We start from the raw sequence: 24,088 nt of genomic DNA, 5'->3' as shown, positions 1-24,088 counted from the left end.
TCTTAATTCAGGTATTTATTTAGTATGCGCTTTCAGTACTACATTCCGGCCAAGGGTTTTAAACTTTACAGTATTATCTTGTTCTACAGTAATAGTTATGTGGCCTGTTTTACTGGTGTTTATGTCGCTTACTTTGCCAAACTTACCGGAATGCTTTCCTTTAACCACAACGCAGTAGTCGCCATCTTTTAAATTTGTTGTTTCCATTTTAGTTTTTACAGGCCTGAGTTTGTTTCTGAACCCCGTAATTTTATTTCAGTATTTAATTGACTTAATTTAATTGCAACGGGTAACCAAGCGAGCATACAGCCCGGAATAACGGCTAGGAGCACAAAGTTTTGTTTTTTAATAATCAGATATAAAAGTGCACCAAACAGAAACAACATCAAAATAGCACCTCCAATTAACAGGCCGCTCAATTGTTTTTTCTGTTTGTTTAATTCGGTTAGGCTAAGTTCGGATAGTTTGTTGTTTTTCATAGCGGATCAGTTAGGCTTCTTAGTAAAATTATTAAATTTTTAATGTTTTTAAAACCCTGAAAGATTAAAGATGTAAAATGCTGGTTATTCAGTCTCATTTAAGTACAAATTCCATTATCTTGTAAACGTTCAGTTTAATAAATCCAAAACCATTATTTTTGGTTGAAAGCTGACGCTGTTTTAATGCTTATACCAAATATATCATGATCAAAAGATTAATACCTGTATTGTTGCTATTGATTTCTTTCGCGGGCTTTTCGCAGGAAACTACTAAAACCTATCTTTCAGGAACAGATAAAGACCATACCAAACAATGGGATTTTTATTGTACTGCAGGTCGTAAAAGTGGCATATGGACTAAAATACCGGTACCATCTAACTGGGAATTACAGGGCTTTGGAACTTACAACTATGGACACGATAAGGTTAAAGCCAGCGAACAGGGCATTTATCGTTATGAATTTCTGATTGGTAAAATAACAGGGAAAAAAGTATTCCTGGTTTTTGAAGGCGCCATGACCGATACTAAGGTTAGTATTAACGGAAAGCTGGCCGGAGACCTGCACAAGGGCGGATTTTATCGGTTTAAATATGATATTACCGCACTGTTAAAACCCGGACAGAAGAACCTATTGGAAGTTACGGTTGATAAAGTATCGGCAAATGCGTCGATTAATAAAGCCGAAAGAACGAGCGATTTTTGGATTTTTGGTGGCATTTTCCGCCCGGTTTACCTGGAAACTGTACCAAATAAATTTATAGAAAGAGTTGCGGTTAATGCTAAGGCCGATGGAACTTTTCAGCTTGATGTTTATGGGCAAAATTTGGCTGCAGATGATATTCTTGAAGCCCAGGTTAAAAAATTAACCGGCGAAAATGTGGGAAAAGCATTTACTGTAAAAGCGGATTTAGTGAATGGTATGCAGACCCTGAAGGCTACTTTCTCAAATCCTTTATTATGGAGTAGCGAATTCCCCAATTTATATCAGGTGGCTGTGCGGATCAAAAATAAACAGAAAATTATTCATCAGGTAAAACAAAAGTTCGGTTTTCGTACGCTTGAACTGCGTAATGGCGATGGTTTTTATGTGAATGGTTCGAAAATGGTTTTAAAAGGTGTTAATCGCCACAGCTTTTGGCCCGAAAGCGGACGTACATTAAGTCGCGAGGTACATTTAATGGATGTGAGGTTAATGAAAGAAATGAATATGAACGCCGTTCGCATGTCGCATTATCCACCCGATGCTGAGTTTTTGGATATCTGCGACTCGTTAGGACTGTATGTGATTAATGAATTAACGGGCTGGCAGGCAAAATACGATAATACAGTAGGGCACAGGTTAGTAAAAGAGCTTGTAATCAGAGATGTAAACCATCCATCTATTATTTTTTGGGCCAATGGCAACGAGGGAGGCTTTAATACCGATCTTGATAATGATTATGCATTATACGATCCACAGAAACGGACCGTAATTCACCCATGGGAGAAGTTTAACGGAACCGACACCAAACATTATCCGGATTATAATTATATGGTTAAGGCTGCTACATCAGGGAAGGAGGTTTTCTTTCCGACTGAATTTATGCATGCGCTTTATGATGGTGGTGCTGGTGCGGCTTTAGATGATTTCTGGAATCAAATGTTGATTCACCCGCATGGTGCCGGTGGTTTTATCTGGGCTTTGGTGGATGAAAACGTAATCCGTACAGATAAAAACGGCATTTATGATGGTGATGGAAACCATGCGCCTGACGGAATTATTGGCCCACATCGCGAAAAGGAAGCCAGTTTTTACACCATAAAAGAGATATGGTCTCCGGTTTTTGTCGATCTGCCAAAAATTGACAGTGATTTTAATGGTAAAATCGCAGTCGAGAACCGTTTCAATTTTACCAATCTTGATCAATGTACTTTTAAATGGAAATTGCTTAATTTCCCATCTGCTAACACAGCAGGAACAAAAGCTATCGTAAATGCCCGTGGCGCAACGGTTGCTAAGCTTAAGCCTGGCGCAAAGGGTATGCTCGATCTGGCTTTGCCAAAATCGTGGGCACAAAGTGATGCTTTATATCTAACTGCTTATGGGGCTGATAAGAAGGAAATATTTACCTGGAGCTGGCCGATAAAAACTGCCCGTTTGATTGCAGAGAAGCAAGAAACTACACTGTCCAGTTCAGGAGTAAAAGCCGAAGAAACTAACCAATCGCTCCTGATTAAACAGGATGGTGTTAGCTACTATTTTGAAAAAGCAACAGGTTATCTGGAGAAAGTTGTTAAGGGGAATACCATTATTTCTTTGTCAAAAGGTCCGGTGTTGGCTGGTGTAAATACCGAATTGAAAAATTTTAGTCATCAAGCAGAAGGCGCAAAGTATATCGTAGAGTCTGATTATCAGGGTGCTGGTGATTTGCAGGCGAAGTGGACATTTGAAACCGGAAAGCTGGTAAAACTCGAATATCAATTTAACCAGCATGGCGATGCTGATTTTATGGGTATTAGCTTTAATTATCCTGAGGATAAAATTACCGGAATGAAATACCTTGGCCGGGGCCCGTACCGGGTTTGGAAAAACAGGTTAAAAGGGCAGCAGTTCGGGGTTTGGCATAAGGATTATAATAATTCGATCACTGGCGAAACCTGGGGCTACCCTGAGTTTAAAGGTTATCATGCCGAAGTGAACTGGGTGACTGTAGAAAATAAGGAAGCCCCATTTACGGTTTATATACCCGATCAGGATACTTATCTGCAAATGTTAAGGCCTGCACGTGAAGCTGCGGCATTAAGCAACAACAATGTAGAGCCTGCCTTTCCAGAAGGGAGTATTGGTTTCTTAAAAGGGATAAGTGCCATCGGGACCAAGTTTCAGTCGGCTTTATTATTGGGACCTCAAAGCCAGAAAAACAAAACAGACGGAAAAACTTTCAAGGGGACGCTATTATTTGATTTTGGAAAGTAAGCGTTTTAATCCCTTAGGTTAAAACTGCACGGCAAAATCCTATTTAATCCGTATTTTTAACGATATGAAGATTGTATTTTTTTCTGCGAAGCCTTACGACCGTGAATTTTTTGAAAGCTGTAATAAACATTATGATTTTGAATTAGAATTTTGGGAAACTCATCTGGGGCCTCATATTGCTGACGCGATAAAAGTAGGTACTGATGCTGTTTGTGTATTTGTGAACGATAAATTAACGGCTGATGTTATAGCCATATTGGCGCAAAAAGGGGTGAAAATTATTGCTTTGCGTTGTGCAGGCTTTAACAATGTGGATCTGAATGCGGTCAAACAATACGGGATCCGTGTTTGCCGCGTTCCGGCTTATTCGCCACAAGCTGTTGCAGAACATGCAGTAGCCATGTTGCTTACCCTAAACCGTAAAACCCATAAGGCCTACAACCGCGTACGCGAACAGAATTTTTCGCTTTCAGGTTTAATGGGTTTCAATCTTTTTGACAAAACAGTAGGGGTAATCGGCACTGGGAAAATTGGCGCTGCTTTCTGTAAAATTATGCTTGGTTTTGGCTGTACTGTACTGGCTTCGGATCCTTTTGTGAATAAATCATTACAAAGTGGGGGAGTAAAGTATTTGCCTTTTCATGAAGTGATTAAAGAAGCCGATATTATTTCGCTGCATTGCCCGCTTACACCAGAGAACCATTATCTGATTGGATCAAATAGCTTATCCACAATGAAGAAAGGTGTTACGCTAATCAATACAAGCAGAGGTGGATTGATTAATACACGTGAAGTGATTGAGGCACTGAAAACAGGTCAACTTGCGGCGCTGGGAATTGATGTGTACGAACAGGAAGAACAGCTCTTTTTTAAAGATCTTTCAGGAAGTATTATTGGTGATGATGATATTCAGCGATTAATTAGTTTTCCGAATGTTTTGCTTACCGGGCATCAGGCTTTTTTTACGCAAGAGGCTTTAACGGAAATTGCGGAGTCTACCCTAAAAACGGTTAAAATATTATTAAACGATAATGCTGAAGAGATAGTTTCAGATGCAATATTGGTGTAATAAGACAGATGGTTACATGGAGTTTTTTGAGAAGCTGATCTCCCTAAAATCTCCATGCGCCCATTATATTGCTATTTAGTAATAAGACGTATTAAGATTGCTGTTCTGCTTTTCTGCAGCCTCAATAGGGGCATAATTAGAAAGAATAAGTGCTTCCCCTTTTTTCACGCATACATCATGCTCAAAATGTACAGATGGACTTCCATCAGCAGTTCTGATTGTCCAGCCGTCTTCATCTAGAAAAACGTCCTTTTTGCCCATATTTATCATAGGTTCTATGGCCACTACCAGGTTTTCTCTTAAGAGTAAACCATTGCCTTTTCGGCCATAATTTGGCACCTGTGGATCTTCGTGCATATCTTTACCTAAGCCATGGCCTACCAGATCTCTCACTACGCCGTAACCCTGCTTTTCGTTATGATTTTGGATAGCTGCACCAATATCGCCAATGCGTTTGCCCACAACAGCTTCTTTAATTCCAAGAAAGAGCGATTCTTTAGTTGTTTTTACCAGGTTCAGTATCGCTGGCGATACTTCGCCGATGATAAAAGTATAAGCATGATCGCCGTGAAAACCGTTTTTTATGGTACCCACATCTACTGAGATAATATCACCATCTCTGAGCTCATCTTTAGTTGGAAAGCCATGTACAACCACATCGTTTACCGAGGTAATAATATGAAATGGAAAACCATTATAGTTGTAAAAGGAAGGTATGGCGCCGTTATCAAGTATAAATTCGTTGGCTATCTTATCAATCTCAAGGGTTGTAACGCCTGGCTTTAATATCTTAGCTACTTCTGCAAGGGTATCGCTCACCAGTAGGGCACTGATCTGCATCAGTTCTACTTCTTCGTTGGTTTTATATAAAATCATTGCCGCAAATTTAGTAAAAGAAGCGGAAAGGAAAAAAGACAAAGAATTGAATGATAAAGGACTGAATATTTGTGCCTAAATTAAGAGCACAACCGGTAATCAAGTGTTAAAACTTTATTTCTGATTCTACTTAGGGTTTCTAAACGCATGCCAAGGTAGCTGGCCAGATAACGCTGCGGTATCCTGTTGATATCCAAATCGCTTTCCTGGAGTTTGCGGTACCTGCTCATTGCTTTTGGTATCCTGGCCAGGATTGATCTTTCTGATGCAGCATAATAATGAAGCGCCAATAGCTTTCTGCCGATTAGGTTGGCCTCTGGATAGTTTGCATACATCGAATCGATTAGGGTATATGGGATACAGATGAGTTGACATTCTTCCAGGGCCTGGAGATACTCTATCGAATGATCGGGCTGCTGATCGGGATGACGTATAGCGCCAATTAATTCATTTCCACAGCTAAACCAGGTGCTAATGTCTTTTTTACCATCTCGTACAAAGCCACGAACGAGTCCATGTACCAAAAAATATAGCGAAGCATTATTGTCTATTGGCGAAAGAATGTGTTTATTCTTTTTAACATGGATAAGTTTACAAGATCTTTCATGTTCGGCCTTAAAGGCTTCAGATAATGGATAGAATTGCTCAATATAATCGAAAAGCGGGCGTAAAAACGATGTTGAATAAGGCATAGTTAAGGCTTGTTTAGATTGCTGAGAAATGGATTAAAGCATACTCATTTGAAGTAACATACTCAGATGATGATCAGAAACCAAAGATATCTGGTATTTCAATGTTTAGAGAAATACAGCCTGGTTGTGGCCTCTAACGATACGATCGTTAGAGTAAAAAACGGGGTAATAACAGGTTAACGGCTTAATTCCTGTGCAAAATAGGTGGTTGGCATTAAGCCCGTTTCTTTTTTAAATGCATTATAAAATGTAGCCAGACTTTTAAAACCAGCTTCTGAAGCAATGGCTTCGATCGTTATTTTATCCGATTTGAGCGGATACTGTTTTAAAAAATGATCAACCCGGTAGCTGTTTATCCAGTCGCGGAAATTTTTGCCAATATGTTTGTTGATTACGAAAGAGCAATGGTGGATCGGGAGGTTAAGTTTTGCCGCCAGATCGATAATCTGAAAATCGTGCACCAGGTAAAGTTGTTCTCCTTCCATTATTTCTTTCATGGCAAGGGCGTAGTCAGACAGCTGCGCATTTAAAAGATTAATTTTTTTGACAGCTGTAGGTGTACGTTTTGGATCTTCTTCTGATAAAGGAGCTAATGGGGAATCAGTTTCAGTTTTCTTGGTTGCAATTTTTTTAGTCCAATCAACAGCCACCAGTAAGTAGCCATAAAAAATATAAGGCTTGTGAAGCGCATATAACAAAATGACTAATAAAGCCAAACAATTGAGCACAATAAAATAAGCATTAACATATGGGATGTGTAAGCTTCTTAAAATAATAGGCACTAAACTAAACAATTGGAAAAAGGTCGCAATCCGGAGAAAAAAGATGATCCATTTTCTGCCTTCACCTTCGAGTATCTGTTGTGGTTTGTTTTTTAAACGGAGTACTGCAATCCAGGTAAGGCACAAATAACCAAATACCAGTATTGGCCTAAATAAGTAATGGAAATATGGAGGAAACAGGCCACTTTTTGTTTTTAGCGAGAAGTAACCATTTTCAGCTAATTGGCTTCCTATCAATTCCCAATTGAGTGTTGCAGAGAAATGCCAGGGGATAACGTGGATAACAGCCAACAAAGCTGGTACAAAATGAAGCCATTCTATTTTTTGTAAACTTTTACGATCTTGAAGAAAGCCTGTTATATAAAGGTAAAAGCAAGCTGGGGCAGCATAATAAAACGGTGTAAAAGTTTGATGAAAAAAGGCTAAAGCATTAGGTTGGCCCGATTTAAAGAGCAGTGAGGTTAAAATCTGTCCAAACCGGGCAAAAAATATAACCGAAAGAAGAATGTTAAGCAGTTTATTCCCTTTTTTTGCGAAAAAAAGATGCATAGAGAATAAAAGTAAGAATAGACAACTGGTACTAACGAGCAGGTTTAAAGATTGCATATTTCCAACCAAGATAAAACATAATTGTTAAATTAAGTTACCTTCATTGTAAATTATGTTATCGTAAATGTTTGATGTACAAAATGCTAAGAATGAAATTTTTTGGCTAAAAATAGGCTGATATTGCTGCTATTACTGTTGCTTTTATACTATTCCGCAATAATGATTTAGCATAAACGTTTGTTTAATTTATAAAAAACAATAGTTTTGCGGCCCGTTTATTGCAAGCGGAAAGGAAATATATTTAATTAATGGATGTTTATCATCCCTATAAAAGAAAAATTATGGACAAATTTAAAAAAGTGCAAGATCTAATCTCTTCTGTTGAAGCAGATGTAACTAAATTTTATGATGGTGGTAATGCTGCAGCAGGTACACGTGTACGTAAAGCAATGCAAGAGCTAAAAGTTTTGGCCCAAGAGATTAGAGCTGAAGTAACTGATAAAAAAAATAGCGCTAAATAATTTGTTTTTCGCTTTTAAAAAGAAATCCCGCGTTTTACGTGGGATTTCTTTTTATGTGCCAGTCTAGGTCTTTGTCCTTTATCTATCCTAAAAGTTATTTATTCCGTTTACTCGTAATAAGTTTATCGGTGAAGAAATCACGAAAATCATTGTAGTAAAGGTCGCCAACAGTAAAGCTGGTGTGGTTTGAAAGTGTTACTCTTGTTCCCTCTACATGTAAAATATGATTGATGGAAATAATATAACCCCTATGCAGCTGGATGAAGCCCTTTTTAAGGTTCAGTTGTTCTTTAACGTCTTTCAAACTTAAATAAGCAATAATTATTTTCTCTTTTGTATGTATTTTGATATAGTTGTGAAAACTTTCAAAAGCAATTATATCGGCATAGTGAACTAAAACCGCTTTGTGGTCTTCTGATTTATTTTTGACCAAAAAATGAGTTTCCTGCCCTATATTTTCTATTTCTTTCTCAAAAACACGGTTTACCGTTAAGGCAAATTTAGCATAACCATAAGGTTTAAGTAAATATGCATCTGCTTCTGCTTCGAATGCTTCAAAGGCATATTCCTCATGAGAGGTGGTAAATATCAGTTTCCTGGTTTTCGAGCGGATTGCTTTAGAAAGTTCGAGGCCCGAAATCTGTGGCATTTGAATATCCATAAATATCACATCTACCTGGTCAATCTTTTTAAGTTCGTTCAGGGCCACTACTGGATCGGTGTAACTCGCCAGAAGTGTCATGTTTGGGGTATTCGCAATATATTTTTCAAGCCCTGAAATCGAGTTTTGCTGGTCATCAATGGCTATACACCTAATCATTTGTTAATCTTCATTGTATATATAACGAAATTACACCTTTTTATACCGAAAATAGAACGTTTTATCCTGTTTCGCTGTAAAGTTTCTTTCTGTTGGCTAATTTAAATTAAAAAAGTGCTTTATGATGTATACAGGAGTGATTAAATGGTATAATCCGATACGAGGTTTCGGATTTATTGCACCCGATGATGGAAAGGAAATGGTTTATGCAGATAACCAGAAATTGATAGGGATTTACCGTCGTTCTTTAGTTGTAGGAACCAAAGTCCGCTTTAATTTAGAACAAGGGCAGGTGGGATGCCAGGCTACTGATATTGTAGTTCTAAATATGGGCTTTGACTAACATTTGCACCGATCTGTAACGAAAACAGACCTATCTATGTAACCCGGTACTGAAAATAAGAACAGAATACGATCTTCGTTTACAATAAATGAAAATGTAGAATTTTAATTTAGACGGCGTTTGTTTGGGAGCAGTAAACATTAAAATTTTTTATTTAACATCTACCTATTAACTTTTCATATCTGGATTATCTCTCTTTCTTATCTAAATTGGCGCTCTTTTTTAGATGGGATTTATTTTTTTTCAGATAACGTTTTTGCTTAAATTCGTCACGCTCTTAAGAGTACGGATACATTTAAAGCAATTGTTTATGAATTTCAAAACCTTGGTTCTTTTGTTGAGTACAGTTTCTACTGCACTTATTGGTGGTCTTTTTTATGCGTACTCCTGTTCGGTTATTCCAGGCTTGGCGCGTCTTTCTGATGCTTCCTTTTTACAGGCTATGCAATCAATAAACCGGGCTATTTTAAATCCGTTATTTTTTATTTCTTTTATGGGTACGCTAGTTATATTACCCATAAGTGTTTGGTTTTTTAGAGAACAGCCTATGGTGTTTTACCTGCTTTTGGCGGCAACCTTATTATACTTTGGTGGTGTTTTTCTGGTTACCATAATTGGTAATGTACCCCTTAATAACCTTTTGGATGGGGCAGATCTTGGTAAACTTGATGCAACAGAACTAACTGCATTGCGCCAAAAATTCGAGCCAAGCTGGAATTTATTCCACCGGATCAGAACCATCGCCTCATTTATCTGTATTGTACTGGTAGCGTACGCAGCAATATTAAGCCGCAATGTTTAATGGGGGAACTGTTAGGAAACGGAGGTGAACAACAGTTTAGACTCCGAGGCTATTACGGTTTCGATAGCAGATATATAAAATTTATCGTTTTAATAAATTTGTTTATCCTGATCTGGTCGCTAGCTGTTATGTACTCCTCAATTTTAGCATGTAACCGGTATTTTGTCGTTTTATAAAATGGCCAGCATTTTTTTTGCCCTGTTGAAGGATATCGGCCAGGTATTGGCGCTATTGTTTGCGGCTATTCTATAATATTCTTTTGCCTTGTTTTGATCGCCCTGAAGGAGGTTAACATAAGCGCTTAACTCAAAAATAAAGTTCTTCAGCTTGGTGTCAATTCCTTTTTCGGCGCTTAAATTATCGAAAATTTCTGCCGCAGCTTTTAATCGTTTGTCATTAAAGCTTTCTATTTTAAAACCACCTGGCATTGCGAACCAATATTCCCATATCCCGCCATTAGCATGTTTGTTGTAACTATCTTTAATCAATTGAACGCCAACCTCCAGTAGTACACCATTGATGGTACTATCCCTTTTAACTGCATTTCTGCCTAAATCGAAGTAATGGTTGAGAGTAGGCTGTACTCCATTTTTGTTAATCTCATCCAAAATCATTTCCTTACGGTACATGGCCCGATCGCTCATTGAAAACTGCTCATAGGCAAAACCTGTAGCGAAATGATCGCTTATTTTTTCTAGCCTGTAGCCTTTGGCCAGTTCTTTCTTTAAATCGATTACATAAGGGTGTTCGAAATCGTGAAAGTGGTATATCGTAATGATTCCGCGTTTAAGATCATAGATATTGCTATAAATGGTAGATAGTTTTCCCTCCTGTCGGGTGCGGTTTAAGATATCGCGTAAAAAACGCACATTTATGGTTTTCGAATTTTTCAGGGCATCATCTGAGATATCATATCTTCTACATGAATAGTTTTTTGTTTTTAGGTTACCAATATCAAAATTTGTATTGATCTGGTAATGGTCGGATTTGATTAGTTTGGTCCCGGCATTGATGATGGCCGAATTTCCCAGTGCATCGGCAATTAATACTTGCGAGCTGATGGCGTAATCGTATTTTTCTAAGAAAACAAGAGCTTCTTTTACTGTTTTACATTTGCCAAGGATTTCAAAAAAAAGATCGCCTTTATAAATATTTTTAGGATGATATTTAGTAGGATCGATATTCTGAGCGGTAAAATCGTAAAACAGGCCATACTCATTCATAGCAGCTTGTGCCTGTAGGTCGGGAAGTCCAAAACACACCGAACCATATCTCTCGGCAGTTCTTGGATTAAACCAGATCCTTGCAAAACCCATATAATCATCCTCATTGGCTGCAGCATATGCCTCACCTTTTAGTGCGTATGAGATCACTGTACAGGCATAAATGTTTTGAAACAATATGGAACAAACCATAAGTGCAAATAGTAGTATTCTCTTCATTTTTAGTTTATTTTCCGTAGTTGCGAAGTCTGTGCCATTTATGGAGAGTATTGCTTTGAACTCATTTCGGATACTTCTTTTATAAAATCGAAACAAAACATGTCCATAATTGAACAGTTTTCGTTCGAAAACGAACAATACTAAAATCAATACTGGTTGAGGACTTAGCTAATCCCATCTTCCATTTATATCTTACTATAAAGAATGTAGATTAATTGCTCTTATTTAGAATTGATATAAATAATATTGTTATATTTGTTCTATCCCATGATTAAACATTAACCTAGACCGGAAATGATTGTAAAGGCAAGAATAGAGCATCAGAAAGATTTTCTGTTCATGGAAGAAATTCCAGATAAATATGTTCCCGATCACCGATTATCCGAAAAATCAATAACCATTAAAGATGCTCCGGTAGGCATTAAAAATTATCAGCTCTCTACCAATGGTCTTTTTTTGGTGCATTCTGAGATGAAATTTGATGGACCTGCCCGGATCCTTACCGAGGTAGAAGGAGAGGCCATTACCTGTCAGTTTATTTTTAGCAATAAAAACGGTGCGGGCGCTGCCGGTAAACAATCGGCGAAATACGGCCGGAGCAGGCATAACATCCGCTACATCCCCTCGGCAAAAGAAGCATATGATGTGAAGCCCGATGTAGAATTTGTATATTTTTTAATCGTACTCTCTAAAGATTATTATTTGCGTTTGGTTGATCTGTACTCTCCATTACATGAGCAATTTGTGCAGGAGATGGAAAAAGGGATTTCGACATCCTTTGCCGAACACGATCTTTTTATGACGCCAGAAATGCGCAGATCAATCGAAGCGATTATCACCTGCAGGCAGGATGGGGAATTGAAACGCCTGTTTACCGATGCCCGGATTACCGAACTGATTATGTACCAGCTGGAGCAGTTTAGTCAGCATATACAAGGCGGTAGAGAGTCGCTACTTGATCGCGATATCCCAAAACTTGAAGAAGCCAGGGAGATTCTGGAACGCGATTATATCGATCCACCAACCCATAAACAGCTTTCTAAAATGATCTTGCTTAATGAGTTTAAATTGAGAACAGGTTTTAAAAAATATTTTGGCAGTACCATTTACGATTTTGTAACCCGTTTAAGAATGGAAGAGGCCAAAAGATTAATTTTAGAAGAAGGAAAAAATATGTACGAGGTAGGCGTAAACGTTGGTTTTAAACATCAGGCCAGTTTTACCAATGCTTTCAAAAAATACTATGGCATTTTGCCTAGTGATGTGCGGCTCTGATCTTATACAAGATTAGTCTCGATCCTGCACTTTGAGCTTCGGCTATACCTGCTGCTTCCATTAGCTTTAGGTTCGTGTATACACAACCGATGCTGATGGGTGTTTTATCTTCCTTAAGCATTAGCCAAAGTGATTCGGGATGAATAAAATCGCTTACCTCCATCAGTTTAAACGCAATCCATAATCTTTTTTCGGAAAAGGACAGGCGTTTTAATCTACAGTACTCGTTTATTGCCTTTAAAAGTGTTTCTTTAAATGCGTCGGTACAGGCCGAATTAGGTAGCTGGCCAATAGTTTGTGCGGTATTGAATAGTTTTTGAATGTTTTCCATAGGTAGCGGAGATTTAAATCTTTACAGATTGGAGGTTGATTAATTCATCGGTTTCGATAGTTTTTAACTTATATATGGGTTGTTGTGTCGTTTTCAGATTGGTGTTAAATTTTCCGGCATCAAGTTTAATTTCCTTTGGTACAATAACCGTTTTTAGACTACTTTGGTCTGTATAGGCCTGTGCATGGATGCCAAATGCGGTATACATATGCTGAGGGGTAAGTACCTGTACAGGTGTTCCGTCCCACCATTTTCTACCATCTTTTAAAATAATAATGCGGCTGGCATACTGTGCGGCCAGGTTAACTTCGTGCAGTACCACTATAATCATGTACCCCCTTTTTGCCATGGCAGCGGCTATGGCCAGGGTTTGGTGCTGAAACTGAAGATCCATGTTATTAGTTGGTTCGTCCAAGAGTAATACAGAATCCTTATTGTCCCACAATTGGGCCATTACCCTTGCCAGGTGTACCCGCTGCTGTTCACCACCTGAAAGACTTAACATTGATCGGTCTGCAAGATCAGTTAATCCGCAGATTTCCATCGTTTCTGCAAGCGCAAGCTGATCATTTTTTGCCGATGATAAACTTTTAAAACCATAACGGCCCATCATGATGATTTCTTTCACGCTAAAGGCCATGGTAATGGGGTTGTGCTGCTGCAGATAAGCCCTTTTGGTGGCCAGTACTTTTCGGTTATAATGTTTAATATCTGCTCCGTATAACATGATTCGCCCGCTATCCGGCTTTCGTTCACCAGAAAGCAGGCGCATCAAGGTAGACTTTCCGGCACCGTTCGACCCTAAAAGCGCAACCATTTCGCCTGGCCTGATACTGAACGAGATATCTTTTAAAAGCGGCCTGTTGTTTAATTTATAGCTGATGGATTCTACTCTGAGCATAAACCGATATTTAATTAACTAATTTCTTTTTGTCTTTAATGAGGATATATAAAAATATGGGTGTGCCCATTAAAGCGGTAACCACGCCAATTGGCAATTCAATCGGCTGTACAATCAATCTCGAAACCATATCGGCCAATGTAAGTACCAATGCGCCCATTAATGCCGAAACAGGAAGCACAAAACGATGGTCCACTCCGCCCAACAAACGTGTAAGGTGGGGGATGAGCAAGCCAATAAAACCGATAATGCCCGAAACGGCAACAGAAGCACCAACAGCCATAGTAGCCAATACCACTACCATTATTTTGATACGGTTGGGGTTTAGGCCGATCAGTTCGACCTGATTTTCGCCAATTGCAAATAAATTTAAACCTTTTGCTAAAAATGGTAACCCGATTACAGGGATAATTACGAAAGGAAATAAACAGCTTACATTTTGCCAGGTTGCCCCGCCCAGGCTGCCCATCATCCAAAAGGTAATGCTCCTGAGTTTTTGTTCGTCGGCCAGATAAGTAACCAATCCGGTTAAAGCGCCAGCCATTGCATTGATGGCAATACCCGCGAGCAACATGGTCGAAACATTGGCCTGTCCATTGATTTTGGAAAGATTATATACCAACATGGCGGTAATGCCTGCACCGGCAAAAGCGCCAAAGGCCAAAAGGTAATACCCCAGCAGCTGACTCAAACTAGAAAATAACAGAGTTTCGAAAGCAATAATCAATACCGCCATTAACGATGCACCAGCCGATATACCAACCAAACTGGGTTCGGCCAGTGGGTTCCTGAATATTCCCTGTATGGCTGCACCAGAAATGCCCAGAGCAGCACCAACCAGTACACCCATTAGGGTGCGTGGCAGTCTGATCATCATAATTACCCCTTCGTTTATACCATGACCGGCGCTGCCAAAAATAGAAAACCCCATGGCTTGCGTTAGGGTGCCGATCACTTCTTTTATGGGAATGCGCATGGCACCCAGGGCTAAGGAAAAACAGATTGAAAGCAATAAACCTACACTCAGGCAGGTATAAATAACAGTTCTTTTCATTACAAAATACGGTTATTTAGTGCTTTAATGGCTTCGGGTAAACGATTACTGAAATTGATGAGCAGAGGTCCGTTCATTTCTATAATCTTTTTATTTTTTCCAGCATTGGTATAACTTACACCAGGGAGATCTAAAAAGGCTGCTCTTCCGCCTAAACTGCTTAATCCGAAATCGAACATTAAAATCACATCTGGGTTGCTTTTAATCAATGCTTCGGTGGTATAAGGTTTAAAATCGCTAAACTCCTGAATGGCATTTTTGCCTCCAGCCAATTTAATGATCTCATCTATGCTGCTGCCTTTGCCAGCTACATTCATGGTGCCAACGCCCCGTGCATAAATAAATAAAACCTTCGGGCTTTTGCTGCCCTTTTTTAGCTGACTTAATGTGGTATTGATGTTACTTTCTGTTTTTTGTGCGAGCTGTTCGCCACGCGCCTTATCGCCAATGGCAGCAGCGATTTGCCTGATAAATTTTGTTGCGCCCTTAACAGAAAATTCCTGGCGGATGGTAACCACCCGGATACCCAATGATTTAAACTGGTAAAGGTTTTCTTTAGAAAAATCTCCTTCAGGTACCAGAATAAGATCTGGACGGTAAGCGGTAATACTTTCAACAGAAAAGGAGCGGTTTCTGCTCACTTTAGGCAATCTGTTGATCTCTTCTGGCCATACACTGGTTACATCGGTAGCCAGAATATTCTTGCCATAACCCAATGCATTTACGGTTTCACTAATGGCACTGCTTAAGGTAATGATGCGCTTCGCTTGTGCAAGAACATATTGCGTAGCACTGAAATAAGAAACAATAATCAATACAATATAATACTTTTTAATCCTCATGTAGGCGATAGTTATAGGAACAAAAAAAGTGTTTAATTAATCTAAATACAAGTAATTAAGCAGGTAAGATATTTAACCCCAAATACAATTTTTAAAACCGATTTAGACCGAGGATTCTGTTATTTGTCTGTTTTTCAGTTTTTTATGGTTTTTTTTTTGAGACGGTAATCAATAAGATTTAGTTAAAACGAGTGATAAATAATACGCTTTGAACAAAAGAAAATACGGATTGAACAAATTAAAATACGGATTGAACAAACCATTTATGGAGGTTAATATGGATGTTTGCAGTGTTCTTATTTAGAATGATTAAAAATAATATCAGCGATGAAGTATATAAAACACAGTCGACCGATAAAGAGGAAAACAGTTTTAGCTGTTGGTTTTTTGTCATTGGTTCTCTCACTTGGTTCGTGCAAAAAAGATGATCCCGATCCTAACGAAGTTTTACAGGATGGTAAGAGTATTGTAGTTACCGATCTGGCTGGCGATACACAGGCCGCCATGGGAAATGGAACACCGGGCAAAGAAGTACGTGCATTTTATACTTTTCTTTTTCGCTTTAAAGATCAGAAACAGATCTGGATCCGTAATGCAGCTGATTCGGCACAATGGCTAAAGACAAAGGATTGGGACCTGGCCTTTACTGGCCCCTACAATAGCGAAGTTTATGTAAACGATAAAGATTATCAATATAACCCCGGTTATGGCGGAACGGCCAAAAGTGAGGTTATAATGCTTGAGCAAAGTTATGATACCGTTAATCAGGCTCCTTCTGATCAGGCTTTTAGTGCAAGCGAAGTAACTAAAATCGGCTGGGCATCGTCGGCAACCTCTAACGGATGGTTTTTCTATAGCCTCAGTTCGCACATTATGCAGGCTATACCCAACCGCACCTACGCCATTAGGTTACCTGATGGTAAATATGCCAAACTACAATTGATTAATGCCTATAAAGGCAATCCACCCAGTGTTACTGATTTAAACTGGCCTGCGCCTTATTATACTTTTAAATATTACGTACAGCAGGATGGAAGCAAAAATTTACAGACCAAATAATTTAAAGATGAACAATATTACTATAATAAATAAAGTGCTGTTTAAGTGGGCATCAACCTCTTTAATGCTGGCTGTGCTCTTTACGGGATGCAAAAAAGATGACATTATTTCTCCTGAACCTGGAAAAGAAATACCGACCAAAACCGAGGGTGGTACAGCATATTATAAATTACAGCGTATCGAAAACCTTGCTGTAGAAACGGATGATGCCAATCCAACCGTACCACCAACAGCTGTGCTGTTTAGCCTGGAAACAAAAGAAATAGTGCCCTTGCTATATGCCAAAACCAATCGCTGGGATGTTGGTTTTAATGGCCTTTACAATAGTTTTTTAAGTCCTAATAGCGGTCAGTCATCAGCAAGTTTAGGATCGGGAAGCACAGGTTTAGGTGCTATTACCATTTTGGAAAAATCATTTGACCAGGTAGTTGATGTGCCTGCAGATGCTACATTAAGCATCAGCAAATTTATTGGAACCGACAATGAAGGCGACTTTGGAGAAGGCATTGGTTGGTACCTGTACGATTTTGGGGGCACCAAGAGGGGAGACGGCAGTTACGATAAACAACATGTGGCTTATGCCATGCCCGAAAAACGCACCGTTATTGTCCGTACGGCCAAAGGCGATTATGCCAAGATTAAAATGATCAGCTGTTATAAAGATGCCTTTACTGCCGATAAATGGTTCAGAACCACCCCGCACATGTATTTCACCTTTGAATTCGTCATTGTGCCAAAAGGAAGCACAAAATTCGAGATTAAATAAACCCACGCATAAATCAATATCCATATTAAAATGAAGAATAAATTAACGCAGCTGCTTTGTATTATATTAACAGTTGCTACGCTTGCCGCCTGCAAAAAAACAATTGGTCTGAACCCACTTCCGGCAAATAAAATCACCGAATTTAAGGTTGCCGTATCCGATCAGAATCTATTTGCTGCGATAGATGAAACAGATAAAACGATTACACTCTATCTACCATATTATTACGAGTTAGACGTAATTGAACCTGTGATCAAACTCTCTGATGGTGCTAAATTGAGCGAGGCCATTCTGCCGGTAGAAGTATCGGATACAAAAAAGACCTATACGGTTATCGGTACCGATCAAACTACATCAACCTACAAACTGATCATCAAACAAAATCAGGAAGCACCATTGGTATTAACTGAACTGTCTACGGCGACCAGTACAGCTAATATAGCTATTGGTGGTGCGGATATTGCCCTACAGGGCAATTTTAATGTTTCAGATATAAAAAAGATCAAGGCATATCTCGTGGACCCCAATAATAAAGAATACGAATTTCTGGCATCTCCATCCTTTGGTGCCCCAGGTGTAACTGCATCTATGATAGGTACAACGAAAACCTATACTTATGGGAAATTAATGGCTCCTCAGATACTGGAACCTGGCGCATGCAAAATCAGGGTTAAAGTACAAGCTTTAACTGCAGAAATGAAGTTTCCGGTAAATGTAGTTTATGGCAGGCCAGGGATAAACTATGGTCCGGTTACGGCCAAGCAAGGCGGAACCTTTAAAATTCTGACCAGCACAACGGTATTTAACGATTTTAAAGAGTTTTATATCATGATAAACGGACAGAAAACCCTTTTGCCAATAGTTTCTTTTACCCGTACCGAGGCGATAATCCGCATTCCCGATACCGTTCCACCAGGGTTATATACACCAACTGCAGCATTTGGTACCTGGCCTTTGTTAACGCTAAACTGGGATGTTACCGTAACCGCAAAATAATACCTTTTACCATTTTATCATGAAAAACGATTCGGGAGATTATTCCCATTTACATAATAAAAAATCATAAATCTAAAAAAAATGAAAATGAAACTTTTAAAACTCACGTTTGCCATCGCAACTTTAGCCATATTAGGAACCGCCTGTAAAAAGGATGCTGTTCAACCAGATAACAAACTTGCTTTGCAAAATACAACTGCGTTAATCGCAGTTGGTGATACCGAAGCAGGTGTGGTAACCAATTCTTCTACTTCTCCAACCTCTTGGACTGCAGTAGGGTATGATCTGTTAAATAATGTTACAGCCACTACTGGCAATCAGGTAAACTTTGATAGTAACTTTAATGGGAATATCACCCCGGTATCTGGTTATAACCTGGGTTACTACGATTCTGCAACCATTACTGATGTAACTAACATTAATTTAACCGATGTTTCTTCAGTTACATTAGGTGCAATTAGCACTTTGGGTAGTAATACCACAACTGTAGTTGGATGGTATAATTATGACCGGGTTAACCGTACCATTACGCCTGTAGCAAAAAGATTTGCACTTGTAGGCGATGCTTCAACTGTAGCAGGTTCAACAGAACTTTATGCTGTTCAGCTTGATGGTGTAACCACTTCAGGTACATTTAACACTACAGTTAATTTCCACATTAAAAGGTTAAAATAAACAGGCCTTTAATCTGGCAGCATAAAAAAGGAGCGATACCACTAATATCGCTCCTGTAAATCATAAATACCCAATTGAGGGAATAATCCCCGAATCGTTTTTTAAATATAAGCCTTTGGTAAGACCATATTTGCGGGCCTAAAAATGCAAATCTAATAATTATTGATCATGAACACAATATACAAACGCTTCTTTACCAACTCATACTGGCCCTTATTTCTTTTATTATTTACGTTATTAGGCTCCTGTAAAAAGGAATATGAAAAATATCCGTATGCTGATATTATAAGCTTTACGGTAAAAGATGCTAATGGAGAGCCGCTTAAGGCAGTTGTTGATGCCAAAAACCTAACCTTATATTGGCCTCCAAATCAGGCTTTACCAGATAGTATTGCTCCTGTTATAACCATATCTGATCGCGCAAATGTAAGTCCGGCTTCTGGTAAAAAAGTAGCTTTTAAAGATAATGTAAAGTTTACGGTAACGGCACAAAATGGGAGTACAAAAGAATACCTGATTAAAAAGGTAATTAACCAACCGTTAATTAAAGTTTCGATGTTACAGGGGATTTTTACTTACAATGGAAAGGATTTTGCCAAAAGGGTGATTCCGGTTGTAATTATCGGAGATAACTTTATTACAGATCTTAACCAGACCAAAGTATTTTTGGTAAATACTGCCGATAATACAGAAAAAGAACAAGCAATAGCAAATATAAGTCCGATTTTGATCACCCTTAATCTGAATGCTTCTACTGTTAATGGTACCTATAAAATAAAAATTGTGTCAGGCTTAAGATCTTTTACGATAGATAGGTCCTTCGCAATTGCAAACGAAGCACCATTTTTCTCTGCAACTGAAATGTCTAAATTTCCTACTGCATTAAAACCAGGACAGGAATTTACCCTTGAAAGTACCAGCAGGATTGGGCTGGTCAACAAAATTTCATTCCGTTATCTCGAAACCAGAGCTTATTATGAATTTACAATCAAAGAAGCTAAAGATGGAAAATTAACTTTAAAAGTACCTGATAACATTCCTTTGGGTGAATATTATTTTTTTCAATTTACATATCCCGGTGATGAATATTATGCCGCCGGAACAGGTGGCAGTATTTTAGCCAACCGAATTTTTATTACAAACTGATAAAGTGAAGCATAGCTTAAATATATATATTACGCTCTTTACGCTGATTCTAATGGGAACCTCTGCCTGTAAAAAAGCGCAGGTTTCTGTTGATGATGCGGAAGACATTGTTTCGCCTACAACTGGTATGCGTAGCCAGTTTACGCTCGATTCTATTTTTCTATATGCCAAACAGGTATACTTATGGAACGAGATACTACCAAGTTATGTCGAATTTAATCCAAGGCAAAAATATGGGGCGATCAGTTCTGATATTACAGCTTTTCGGAAAGAATTGTTCGATATTTCGCAGCTTAAAATAAATGTTGCTACCGGTAGTCCTTACGAACTGCCTGTTTACTTCGAAAATCCAAAATACTCCTATCTTCAACCAGGAAGAAGTTTACCAGGCACTGGTGCCGGGGTGTTAAACTCAGGCACTGCTGTGTTAACTAGTAAGGTAATTACTCCAGGAAACACACCTGTTGCTTACCTGGCTTTGGCTTCCTTCCCTTCACTAAACAGTAGTAAAGCGGCCTTAGATCTGGCTTTTGCCGAATTCGCAGTTGCCAGTCCAAAAGCTATTGTAATCGATTTGCGGAGTAATGGAGGTGGTTATTTAGAAACTGCAGAATATATAGCCAATTTAATTGTTCCTGGTAGTTTAAACGGAAAGGTAATGTACAGCGAGGTATTCAATGCAGCCATGCAGAACGGTACCGTTCCGATATTAAAACATCAACCGTATTTAGATGCTAATGGGAAAACTACCATCTATAATGGTCGTAATGCGACCATGGCCGATGTAGATTATTCTGTTGCTGGTAATACCTATACATTCAGCAAAAAAGGGAATTTGCAAAGTATCCAGTCAATTTATGTAATTGTATCTGCAAAAACAGCCTCGGCCAGCGAAATGCTGATCAGTTGCCTAAAACCTTATTTTGATGTGAAACTGATCGGAGAGAAAACCTATGGCAAACCAGTGGGCTTTTTCGGGATCAATATCGATCAGTACAGTGTTTACCCCAGTAGTTTCCTTATTAAAAATGCCAATGGCTGGTCTGATTATTTTACAGGTATGCAGCCAGATGTAACGGTAAAAGGAGTAGATAATCCAGTTTTGGGAGACCCAGATGAGCTGTGCTTAAATGCCGCACTTTCGCTGATTAACGGAACTAAAAAACTTGCTGCAAGCAAGCTGGCCACAACAGATAAAATTACCAATGTTAAAGCTGACATTTTGCAGGTAAATAATATAGAAAGTGTGATGCTTGAAAACAGGTTACGATTAAGAAAATAAACAGGAAAGGCATAAACTTATCATAAAATATAATAGCACCAATTAAAAATGTTTAAACTATCCGCCATCATATTACTTCTTGTCACTTTCCATTTAACGGTTGCTGCACAAGATTATGGAAGTTTAAAAGGCACGGTTACCGATGAGTTTGATAAACCTTTGCGTGGTGCAACCATACGTTTGGAGCCTGACGGGCATAGCACCGAAACCGATGCCAAAGGAAATTTTAGCTTCAACAAGATATTTAGCGGTAATTACAATATTAAAGTAAGTCTGGTCGGCAAAATCAATCATCAAGCCAATATTAAAATTGGTTCTGTGGCTGCAAATAACCTGGTAATTAAATTATCAGGCGATGAACGCGAACTTAACGAGGTTGCCGTATCCGAAAACCGTGCTGCTCCAGATAACCTGTTAAAGTTAGAACGCAGCGCGATGCCTGTTACGGTAATTAGTAGGCGAACCATCGAATTAATGGGCAGTAGGAGGTTGGATGAGGTATTGAAAGAACAGACCGGGATTGCCATTGTAAACAACATTGGTGGTGGCGCAAGGTCAGTAGGTGTGCAGATGCAAGGTTTTAGCAGTGAATATATTATGATATTGATCGATGGTCAGCCAATGGTTGGCCGCAACAGTGGAAATTTTGATCTGTCCAGGATTAGTGTTTCCAATATCGAACGGATTGAAATTATTAAGGGTGCATCCTCCTGTCTCTTTGGAAGCGAGGCGCTCGGCGGGGCAATTAATATCGTAACCCGCTACGGCGCTTTACAGCCACAAGCATTGGTTGCAGCCAATTACGGAAGTTTGAATATTGCCGATATTACACTTGAGGGGGAAATACCTTTCGCTTCGCAAAGAGGATCGGCCAATATTTCTGCAAATTATTACCGGACAGATGGTTTTAATACTAACCCAAAATACATCCAGCAGGGTACCACTGCACCGCCTTATGATAATTATGCGTTGCAGGGAAGAGTCCGTTACCGCTTAACGCCAAAAAGTACCTTAGGTTTTAGTGGACGCTATGGGCTAAGGAAATCGTTTATGTCGAAAGATTTTGGTTTAGGCGTTATTTCAGAAGATAGCCAGGATGAGCAGGATTTAAACCTTTCCGCCACTTTCGATCATAACTTCAATTCGGGACTGCGCAGCATGAGCCGTTATTATTATACTAATTTCAGGTCAGATCAAAGTGTAGATTGGCAACAAACCAATAATAGCATTACCAAAGATGTTTTTGCGCAGAACCTGCACCGTTTCGAACAGCAGTTTGCCTATGGTGTAAGCAATGAACTTAAGTTTACAGGTGGTTTGGGTGGCAGTATCGAAAGTATGAATGATGTTTCGCTAACCAACCCTGGTTCTATAAGCACGGGTTTTGCTTTTCTTCAGGGCGATTGGCAGCTCACTAAACAATTGGGTATGGTTGCCGGGCTGCGTTACGATTTAACCAATGCCTACGGCAGTAAACTTAACCCCAGTTTAGGCCTGCAGTATAAAATTATCCCAACTTTAACCTTTAAGGCCGGTGCAGGTACAGGATTTAAAGCACCCGATTTTAAATCGAGGTACCTTGTTTTTTATAATCCGGCAGCAAATTACCTGGTTATTGGAAATGAAGTGTTGAGAAAAACGCTAAATCAGCTGCAGGCTCAGGGACAGATTAGTGAAATCAGACAATATCTATTAAACCAACTTGATCAAAATTTACAAGCTGAACGAAGCACTTCGTTAAATTTGAGTATGGAGTGGAAACCCAAAGAAAATATAAAAATAGAGGCAGGAGTTTTTCACCACACCTTACGCAACCAGATCAACAGCATTCAGGTAGCTACGGGCAGCGGAAACCGGAATATTTATACCTATCAAAACCTTCCGGAGGCCGTAAATAAAGGCATAGATGTTTCTTTTGCCATTAGTCCGGTTAAAAATTTAGAATTGAGCGCAGGTTATCAATACCTCATTGCGAAAGATTTAAGTGTAATTGATAGCATTAAAACGGGGCATTATCCTTATAACCAGAATATTCACGATCCTGCAACCGGAAACTCCTATGCGCCAAAACCTTCTGATTATTGGGGGATAGAGAACAGATCACGTCATATGGCCAATTTTAAGGTTTTTTATAATTATCGCCCTTGGGATGCCAGCCTAAATATACGGCTGAACTACAGAGGTAAATATCCCTTTGGCGACCGCAATGGAAACCAGTTTATCGATCGCTATGATACTTTCGTAAACGGTTTTTTTATGCTCAATACCGCTTTTGAAAAGAAATTAATGAAACAGCATTTGAGCATCAGACTTACGGCAGATAACATTTTAAATTATACCGACCGTTTAATGCCCGGACAGCCAGGGCGCATTTTGCTGGCCGGATTAACCTATCGTTTATATAAAGATTAAATTTCAAACACTATAAA

Annotated in this window: 24 protein-coding genes; 13 read left to right on the top strand and 11 right to left on the bottom strand. The window is 39.0% G+C overall.

Translation table 11 applies throughout. The features are described 5' to 3' along the window. Positions 1-15 precede the first annotated feature (15 nt). Both ACTJKN_RS02040 and ACTJKN_RS02035 read right to left on the bottom strand, forming a co-directional pair. Entirely contained in the window at positions 16-207 is a 192-nt protein-coding gene (locus ACTJKN_RS02040) for a KOW motif-containing protein (protein WP_440822227.1), read from the bottom strand. Positions 208-215: 8 nt separating this feature from the next. Beyond that, positions 216-479 carry a hypothetical protein gene (locus ACTJKN_RS02035; protein ID WP_440822225.1) on the bottom strand — a complete coding sequence of 88 codons (264 nt, stop codon included), beginning with the start codon at positions 477-479 and terminating at the stop codon, positions 216-218. 203 nt (positions 480-682) lie between these two features. On the opposite strand from ACTJKN_RS02035, the gene ACTJKN_RS02030 reads away from it, so the two are divergent. Both ACTJKN_RS02030 and ACTJKN_RS02025 read left to right on the top strand, forming a co-directional pair. Next, on the top strand, positions 683-3,436 hold the full coding sequence (locus tag ACTJKN_RS02030; protein ID WP_440822223.1) for a glycoside hydrolase family 2 TIM barrel-domain containing protein: 2,754 nt from the start codon (positions 683-685) through the stop codon (positions 3,434-3,436). Positions 3,437-3,500: 64 nt separating this feature from the next. Continuing rightward, positions 3,501-4,505, top strand: coding sequence for a 2-hydroxyacid dehydrogenase (locus ACTJKN_RS02025; RefSeq protein WP_440822221.1), 1,005 nt, complete (start codon positions 3,501-3,503; stop codon positions 4,503-4,505). Positions 4,506-4,580: 75 nt separating this feature from the next. On the opposite strand, the gene map is transcribed toward ACTJKN_RS02025, so the two are convergent. The 3 genes from map to ACTJKN_RS02010 all read right to left on the bottom strand — a co-directional run bounded on the left by map (position 4,581) and on the right by ACTJKN_RS02010 (position 7,404). Next, positions 4,581-5,381, bottom strand: coding sequence for a type I methionyl aminopeptidase (map, locus tag ACTJKN_RS02020; RefSeq protein ID WP_440822219.1), 801 nt, complete (start codon positions 5,379-5,381; stop codon positions 4,581-4,583). Positions 5,382-5,461: 80 nt separating this feature from the next. Then, entirely contained in the window at positions 5,462-6,073 is a 612-nt protein-coding gene (locus tag ACTJKN_RS02015) for a Crp/Fnr family transcriptional regulator (protein WP_440822217.1), read from the bottom strand. A gap of 176 nt (positions 6,074-6,249) precedes the next feature. Further along, a complete protein-coding gene (locus ACTJKN_RS02010; RefSeq protein WP_440822215.1) occupies positions 6,250-7,404 on the bottom strand; it encodes a helix-turn-helix domain-containing protein in 1,155 nt (384 codons plus the stop codon). A gap of 341 nt (positions 7,405-7,745) precedes the next feature. On the opposite strand from ACTJKN_RS02010, the gene ACTJKN_RS02005 reads away from it, so the two are divergent. Beyond that, entirely contained in the window at positions 7,746-7,925 is a 180-nt protein-coding gene (locus ACTJKN_RS02005; protein ID WP_440822213.1) for a histone H1, read from the top strand. 94 nt (positions 7,926-8,019) lie between these two features. Here the strand turns inward: ACTJKN_RS02005 and ACTJKN_RS02000 are convergent, their stop codons facing one another. Further along, positions 8,020-8,745, bottom strand: a complete 726-nt coding sequence (locus ACTJKN_RS02000) for a LytR/AlgR family response regulator transcription factor (protein ID WP_440822211.1) — start codon at positions 8,743-8,745, stop codon at positions 8,020-8,022. 121 nt (positions 8,746-8,866) lie between these two features. On the opposite strand from ACTJKN_RS02000, the gene ACTJKN_RS01995 reads away from it, so the two are divergent. Together ACTJKN_RS01995 and ACTJKN_RS01990 are read left to right on the top strand one after the other, a co-directional pair. Further along, positions 8,867-9,088: a cold-shock protein gene (locus ACTJKN_RS01995; protein WP_440822209.1), complete on the top strand. Its 222-nt coding sequence runs from the start codon at positions 8,867-8,869 to the stop codon at positions 9,086-9,088. A 310-nt stretch (positions 9,089-9,398) separates the two neighbouring features. Beyond that, the gene (locus ACTJKN_RS01990; protein ID WP_440822207.1) at positions 9,399-9,890 is read left to right on the top strand and encodes an anthrone oxygenase family protein; all 492 of its coding nucleotides are present in this window, start codon (positions 9,399-9,401) and stop codon (positions 9,888-9,890) included. Between the two features lie 170 nt (positions 9,891-10,060). On the opposite strand, the gene ACTJKN_RS01985 is transcribed toward ACTJKN_RS01990, so the two are convergent. After that, complete coding sequence (locus ACTJKN_RS01985) at positions 10,061-11,332, bottom strand: carcinine hydrolase/isopenicillin-N N-acyltransferase family protein (RefSeq protein ID WP_440822205.1); 1,272 nt, start codon at positions 11,330-11,332, stop codon at positions 10,061-10,063. A 294-nt stretch (positions 11,333-11,626) separates the two neighbouring features. On the opposite strand from ACTJKN_RS01985, the gene ACTJKN_RS01980 reads away from it, so the two are divergent. Continuing rightward, positions 11,627-12,607: a helix-turn-helix transcriptional regulator gene (locus ACTJKN_RS01980; protein WP_440822203.1), complete on the top strand. Its 981-nt coding sequence runs from the start codon at positions 11,627-11,629 to the stop codon at positions 12,605-12,607. Here ACTJKN_RS01980 and ACTJKN_RS01975 read toward each other — a convergent pair. From ACTJKN_RS01975 to ACTJKN_RS01960, 4 genes are read right to left on the bottom strand one after another with little or no spacing between them, the layout of a single operon-like run. Next, entirely contained in the window at positions 12,588-12,938 is a 351-nt protein-coding gene (locus ACTJKN_RS01975) for a transcriptional repressor (RefSeq protein WP_440822202.1), read from the bottom strand. The genes ACTJKN_RS01980 and ACTJKN_RS01975 overlap by 20 nt on opposite strands. Positions 12,939-12,951: 13 nt before the next feature. Next, positions 12,952-13,839 carry a heme ABC transporter ATP-binding protein gene (locus ACTJKN_RS01970; protein ID WP_440822200.1) on the bottom strand — a complete coding sequence of 296 codons (888 nt, stop codon included), beginning with the start codon at positions 13,837-13,839 and terminating at the stop codon, positions 12,952-12,954. A 10-nt stretch (positions 13,840-13,849) separates the two neighbouring features. Further along, a complete protein-coding gene (locus ACTJKN_RS01965; RefSeq protein WP_440822199.1) occupies positions 13,850-14,893 on the bottom strand; it encodes a FecCD family ABC transporter permease in 1,044 nt (347 codons plus the stop codon). Further along, positions 14,893-15,735 (bottom strand): heme/hemin ABC transporter substrate-binding protein, encoded by an 843-nt coding sequence (locus ACTJKN_RS01960; RefSeq protein WP_440822197.1) that lies wholly within the window; start codon positions 15,733-15,735, stop codon positions 14,893-14,895. The genes ACTJKN_RS01965 and ACTJKN_RS01960 overlap by 1 nt, the downstream gene beginning before the upstream one ends. A 327-nt stretch (positions 15,736-16,062) precedes the next feature. Between ACTJKN_RS01960 and ACTJKN_RS01955 the strand changes: the two genes are divergently transcribed. From ACTJKN_RS01955 to ACTJKN_RS01925, 7 genes are all read left to right on the top strand, one after another. Further along, positions 16,063-16,794 carry an HmuY family protein gene (locus ACTJKN_RS01955; RefSeq protein ID WP_440822195.1) on the top strand — a complete coding sequence of 244 codons (732 nt, stop codon included), beginning with the start codon at positions 16,063-16,065 and terminating at the stop codon, positions 16,792-16,794. Between the two features lie 7 nt (positions 16,795-16,801). Further along, positions 16,802-17,560, top strand: coding sequence for an HmuY family protein (locus tag ACTJKN_RS01950; protein WP_440822193.1), 759 nt, complete (start codon positions 16,802-16,804; stop codon positions 17,558-17,560). A 30-nt stretch (positions 17,561-17,590) separates the two neighbouring features. Continuing rightward, a complete protein-coding gene (locus ACTJKN_RS01945) occupies positions 17,591-18,556 on the top strand; it encodes a hypothetical protein (protein ID WP_440822191.1) in 966 nt (321 codons plus the stop codon). 87 nt (positions 18,557-18,643) lie between these two features. Beyond that, complete coding sequence (locus tag ACTJKN_RS01940) at positions 18,644-19,231, top strand: hypothetical protein (protein WP_440822189.1); 588 nt, start codon at positions 18,644-18,646, stop codon at positions 19,229-19,231. Between the two features lie 168 nt (positions 19,232-19,399). Then, a complete protein-coding gene (locus tag ACTJKN_RS01935) occupies positions 19,400-20,377 on the top strand; it encodes a hypothetical protein (protein WP_440822187.1) in 978 nt (325 codons plus the stop codon). 52 nt (positions 20,378-20,429) lie between these two features. After that, complete coding sequence (locus ACTJKN_RS01930; protein WP_440822186.1) at positions 20,430-21,659, top strand: S41 family peptidase; 1,230 nt, start codon at positions 20,430-20,432, stop codon at positions 21,657-21,659. 48 nt (positions 21,660-21,707) lie between these two features. Beyond that, positions 21,708-24,071: a TonB-dependent receptor gene (locus tag ACTJKN_RS01925; RefSeq protein WP_440822184.1), complete on the top strand. Its 2,364-nt coding sequence runs from the start codon at positions 21,708-21,710 to the stop codon at positions 24,069-24,071. Positions 24,072-24,088 lie beyond the last annotated feature (17 nt).

The sequence above is a fragment of the Pedobacter sp. 22163 genome (assembly GCF_052045595.1).
Lineage (GTDB): Bacteria > Bacteroidota > Bacteroidia > Sphingobacteriales > Sphingobacteriaceae > Pedobacter.
Note: the sequence above shows the minus strand (reverse complement) of the source record. Positions and strands in the feature narration are given on the sequence as shown.

Excerpts from the sequence above, each read along its gene's own strand:
- ACTJKN_RS02040 (WP_440822227.1), bottom strand. The coding sequence starts at position 207 with ATGGAAACAACAAATTTAAAAGATGGCGACTACTGCGTTGTGGTTAAA.
- ACTJKN_RS02035 (WP_440822225.1), bottom strand. The coding sequence starts at position 479 with ATGAAAAACAACAAACTATCCGAACTTAGCCTAACCGAATTAAACAAA.
- ACTJKN_RS02030 (WP_440822223.1), top strand. The coding sequence starts at position 683 with ATGATCAAAAGATTAATACCTGTATTGTTGCTATTGATTTCTTTCGCG.
- ACTJKN_RS02025 (WP_440822221.1), top strand. The coding sequence starts at position 3,501 with ATGAAGATTGTATTTTTTTCTGCGAAGCCTTACGACCGTGAATTTTTT.
- map (WP_440822219.1), bottom strand. The coding sequence starts at position 5,381 with ATGATTTTATATAAAACCAACGAAGAAGTAGAACTGATGCAGATCAGT.
- ACTJKN_RS02015 (WP_440822217.1), bottom strand. The coding sequence starts at position 6,073 with ATGCCTTATTCAACATCGTTTTTACGCCCGCTTTTCGATTATATTGAG.
- ACTJKN_RS02010 (WP_440822215.1), bottom strand. The coding sequence starts at position 7,404 with ATGCATCTTTTTTTCGCAAAAAAAGGGAATAAACTGCTTAACATTCTT.
- ACTJKN_RS02005 (WP_440822213.1), top strand. The coding sequence starts at position 7,746 with ATGGACAAATTTAAAAAAGTGCAAGATCTAATCTCTTCTGTTGAAGCA.
- ACTJKN_RS02000 (WP_440822211.1), bottom strand. The coding sequence starts at position 8,745 with ATGATTAGGTGTATAGCCATTGATGACCAGCAAAACTCGATTTCAGGG.
- ACTJKN_RS01995 (WP_440822209.1), top strand. The coding sequence starts at position 8,867 with ATGATGTATACAGGAGTGATTAAATGGTATAATCCGATACGAGGTTTC.
- ACTJKN_RS01990 (WP_440822207.1), top strand. The coding sequence starts at position 9,399 with ATGAATTTCAAAACCTTGGTTCTTTTGTTGAGTACAGTTTCTACTGCA.
- ACTJKN_RS01985 (WP_440822205.1), bottom strand. The coding sequence starts at position 11,332 with ATGAAGAGAATACTACTATTTGCACTTATGGTTTGTTCCATATTGTTT.
- ACTJKN_RS01980 (WP_440822203.1), top strand. The coding sequence starts at position 11,627 with ATGATTGTAAAGGCAAGAATAGAGCATCAGAAAGATTTTCTGTTCATG.
- ACTJKN_RS01975 (WP_440822202.1), bottom strand. The coding sequence starts at position 12,938 with ATGGAAAACATTCAAAAACTATTCAATACCGCACAAACTATTGGCCAG.
- ACTJKN_RS01970 (WP_440822200.1), bottom strand. The coding sequence starts at position 13,839 with ATGCTCAGAGTAGAATCCATCAGCTATAAATTAAACAACAGGCCGCTT.
- ACTJKN_RS01965 (WP_440822199.1), bottom strand. The coding sequence starts at position 14,893 with ATGAAAAGAACTGTTATTTATACCTGCCTGAGTGTAGGTTTATTGCTT.
- ACTJKN_RS01960 (WP_440822197.1), bottom strand. The coding sequence starts at position 15,735 with ATGAGGATTAAAAAGTATTATATTGTATTGATTATTGTTTCTTATTTC.
- ACTJKN_RS01955 (WP_440822195.1), top strand. The coding sequence starts at position 16,063 with ATGAAGTATATAAAACACAGTCGACCGATAAAGAGGAAAACAGTTTTA.
- ACTJKN_RS01950 (WP_440822193.1), top strand. The coding sequence starts at position 16,802 with ATGAACAATATTACTATAATAAATAAAGTGCTGTTTAAGTGGGCATCA.
- ACTJKN_RS01945 (WP_440822191.1), top strand. The coding sequence starts at position 17,591 with ATGAAGAATAAATTAACGCAGCTGCTTTGTATTATATTAACAGTTGCT.
- ACTJKN_RS01940 (WP_440822189.1), top strand. The coding sequence starts at position 18,644 with ATGAAACTTTTAAAACTCACGTTTGCCATCGCAACTTTAGCCATATTA.
- ACTJKN_RS01935 (WP_440822187.1), top strand. The coding sequence starts at position 19,400 with ATGAACACAATATACAAACGCTTCTTTACCAACTCATACTGGCCCTTA.
- ACTJKN_RS01930 (WP_440822186.1), top strand. The coding sequence starts at position 20,430 with ATGGGAACCTCTGCCTGTAAAAAAGCGCAGGTTTCTGTTGATGATGCG.
- ACTJKN_RS01925 (WP_440822184.1), top strand. The coding sequence starts at position 21,708 with ATGTTTAAACTATCCGCCATCATATTACTTCTTGTCACTTTCCATTTA.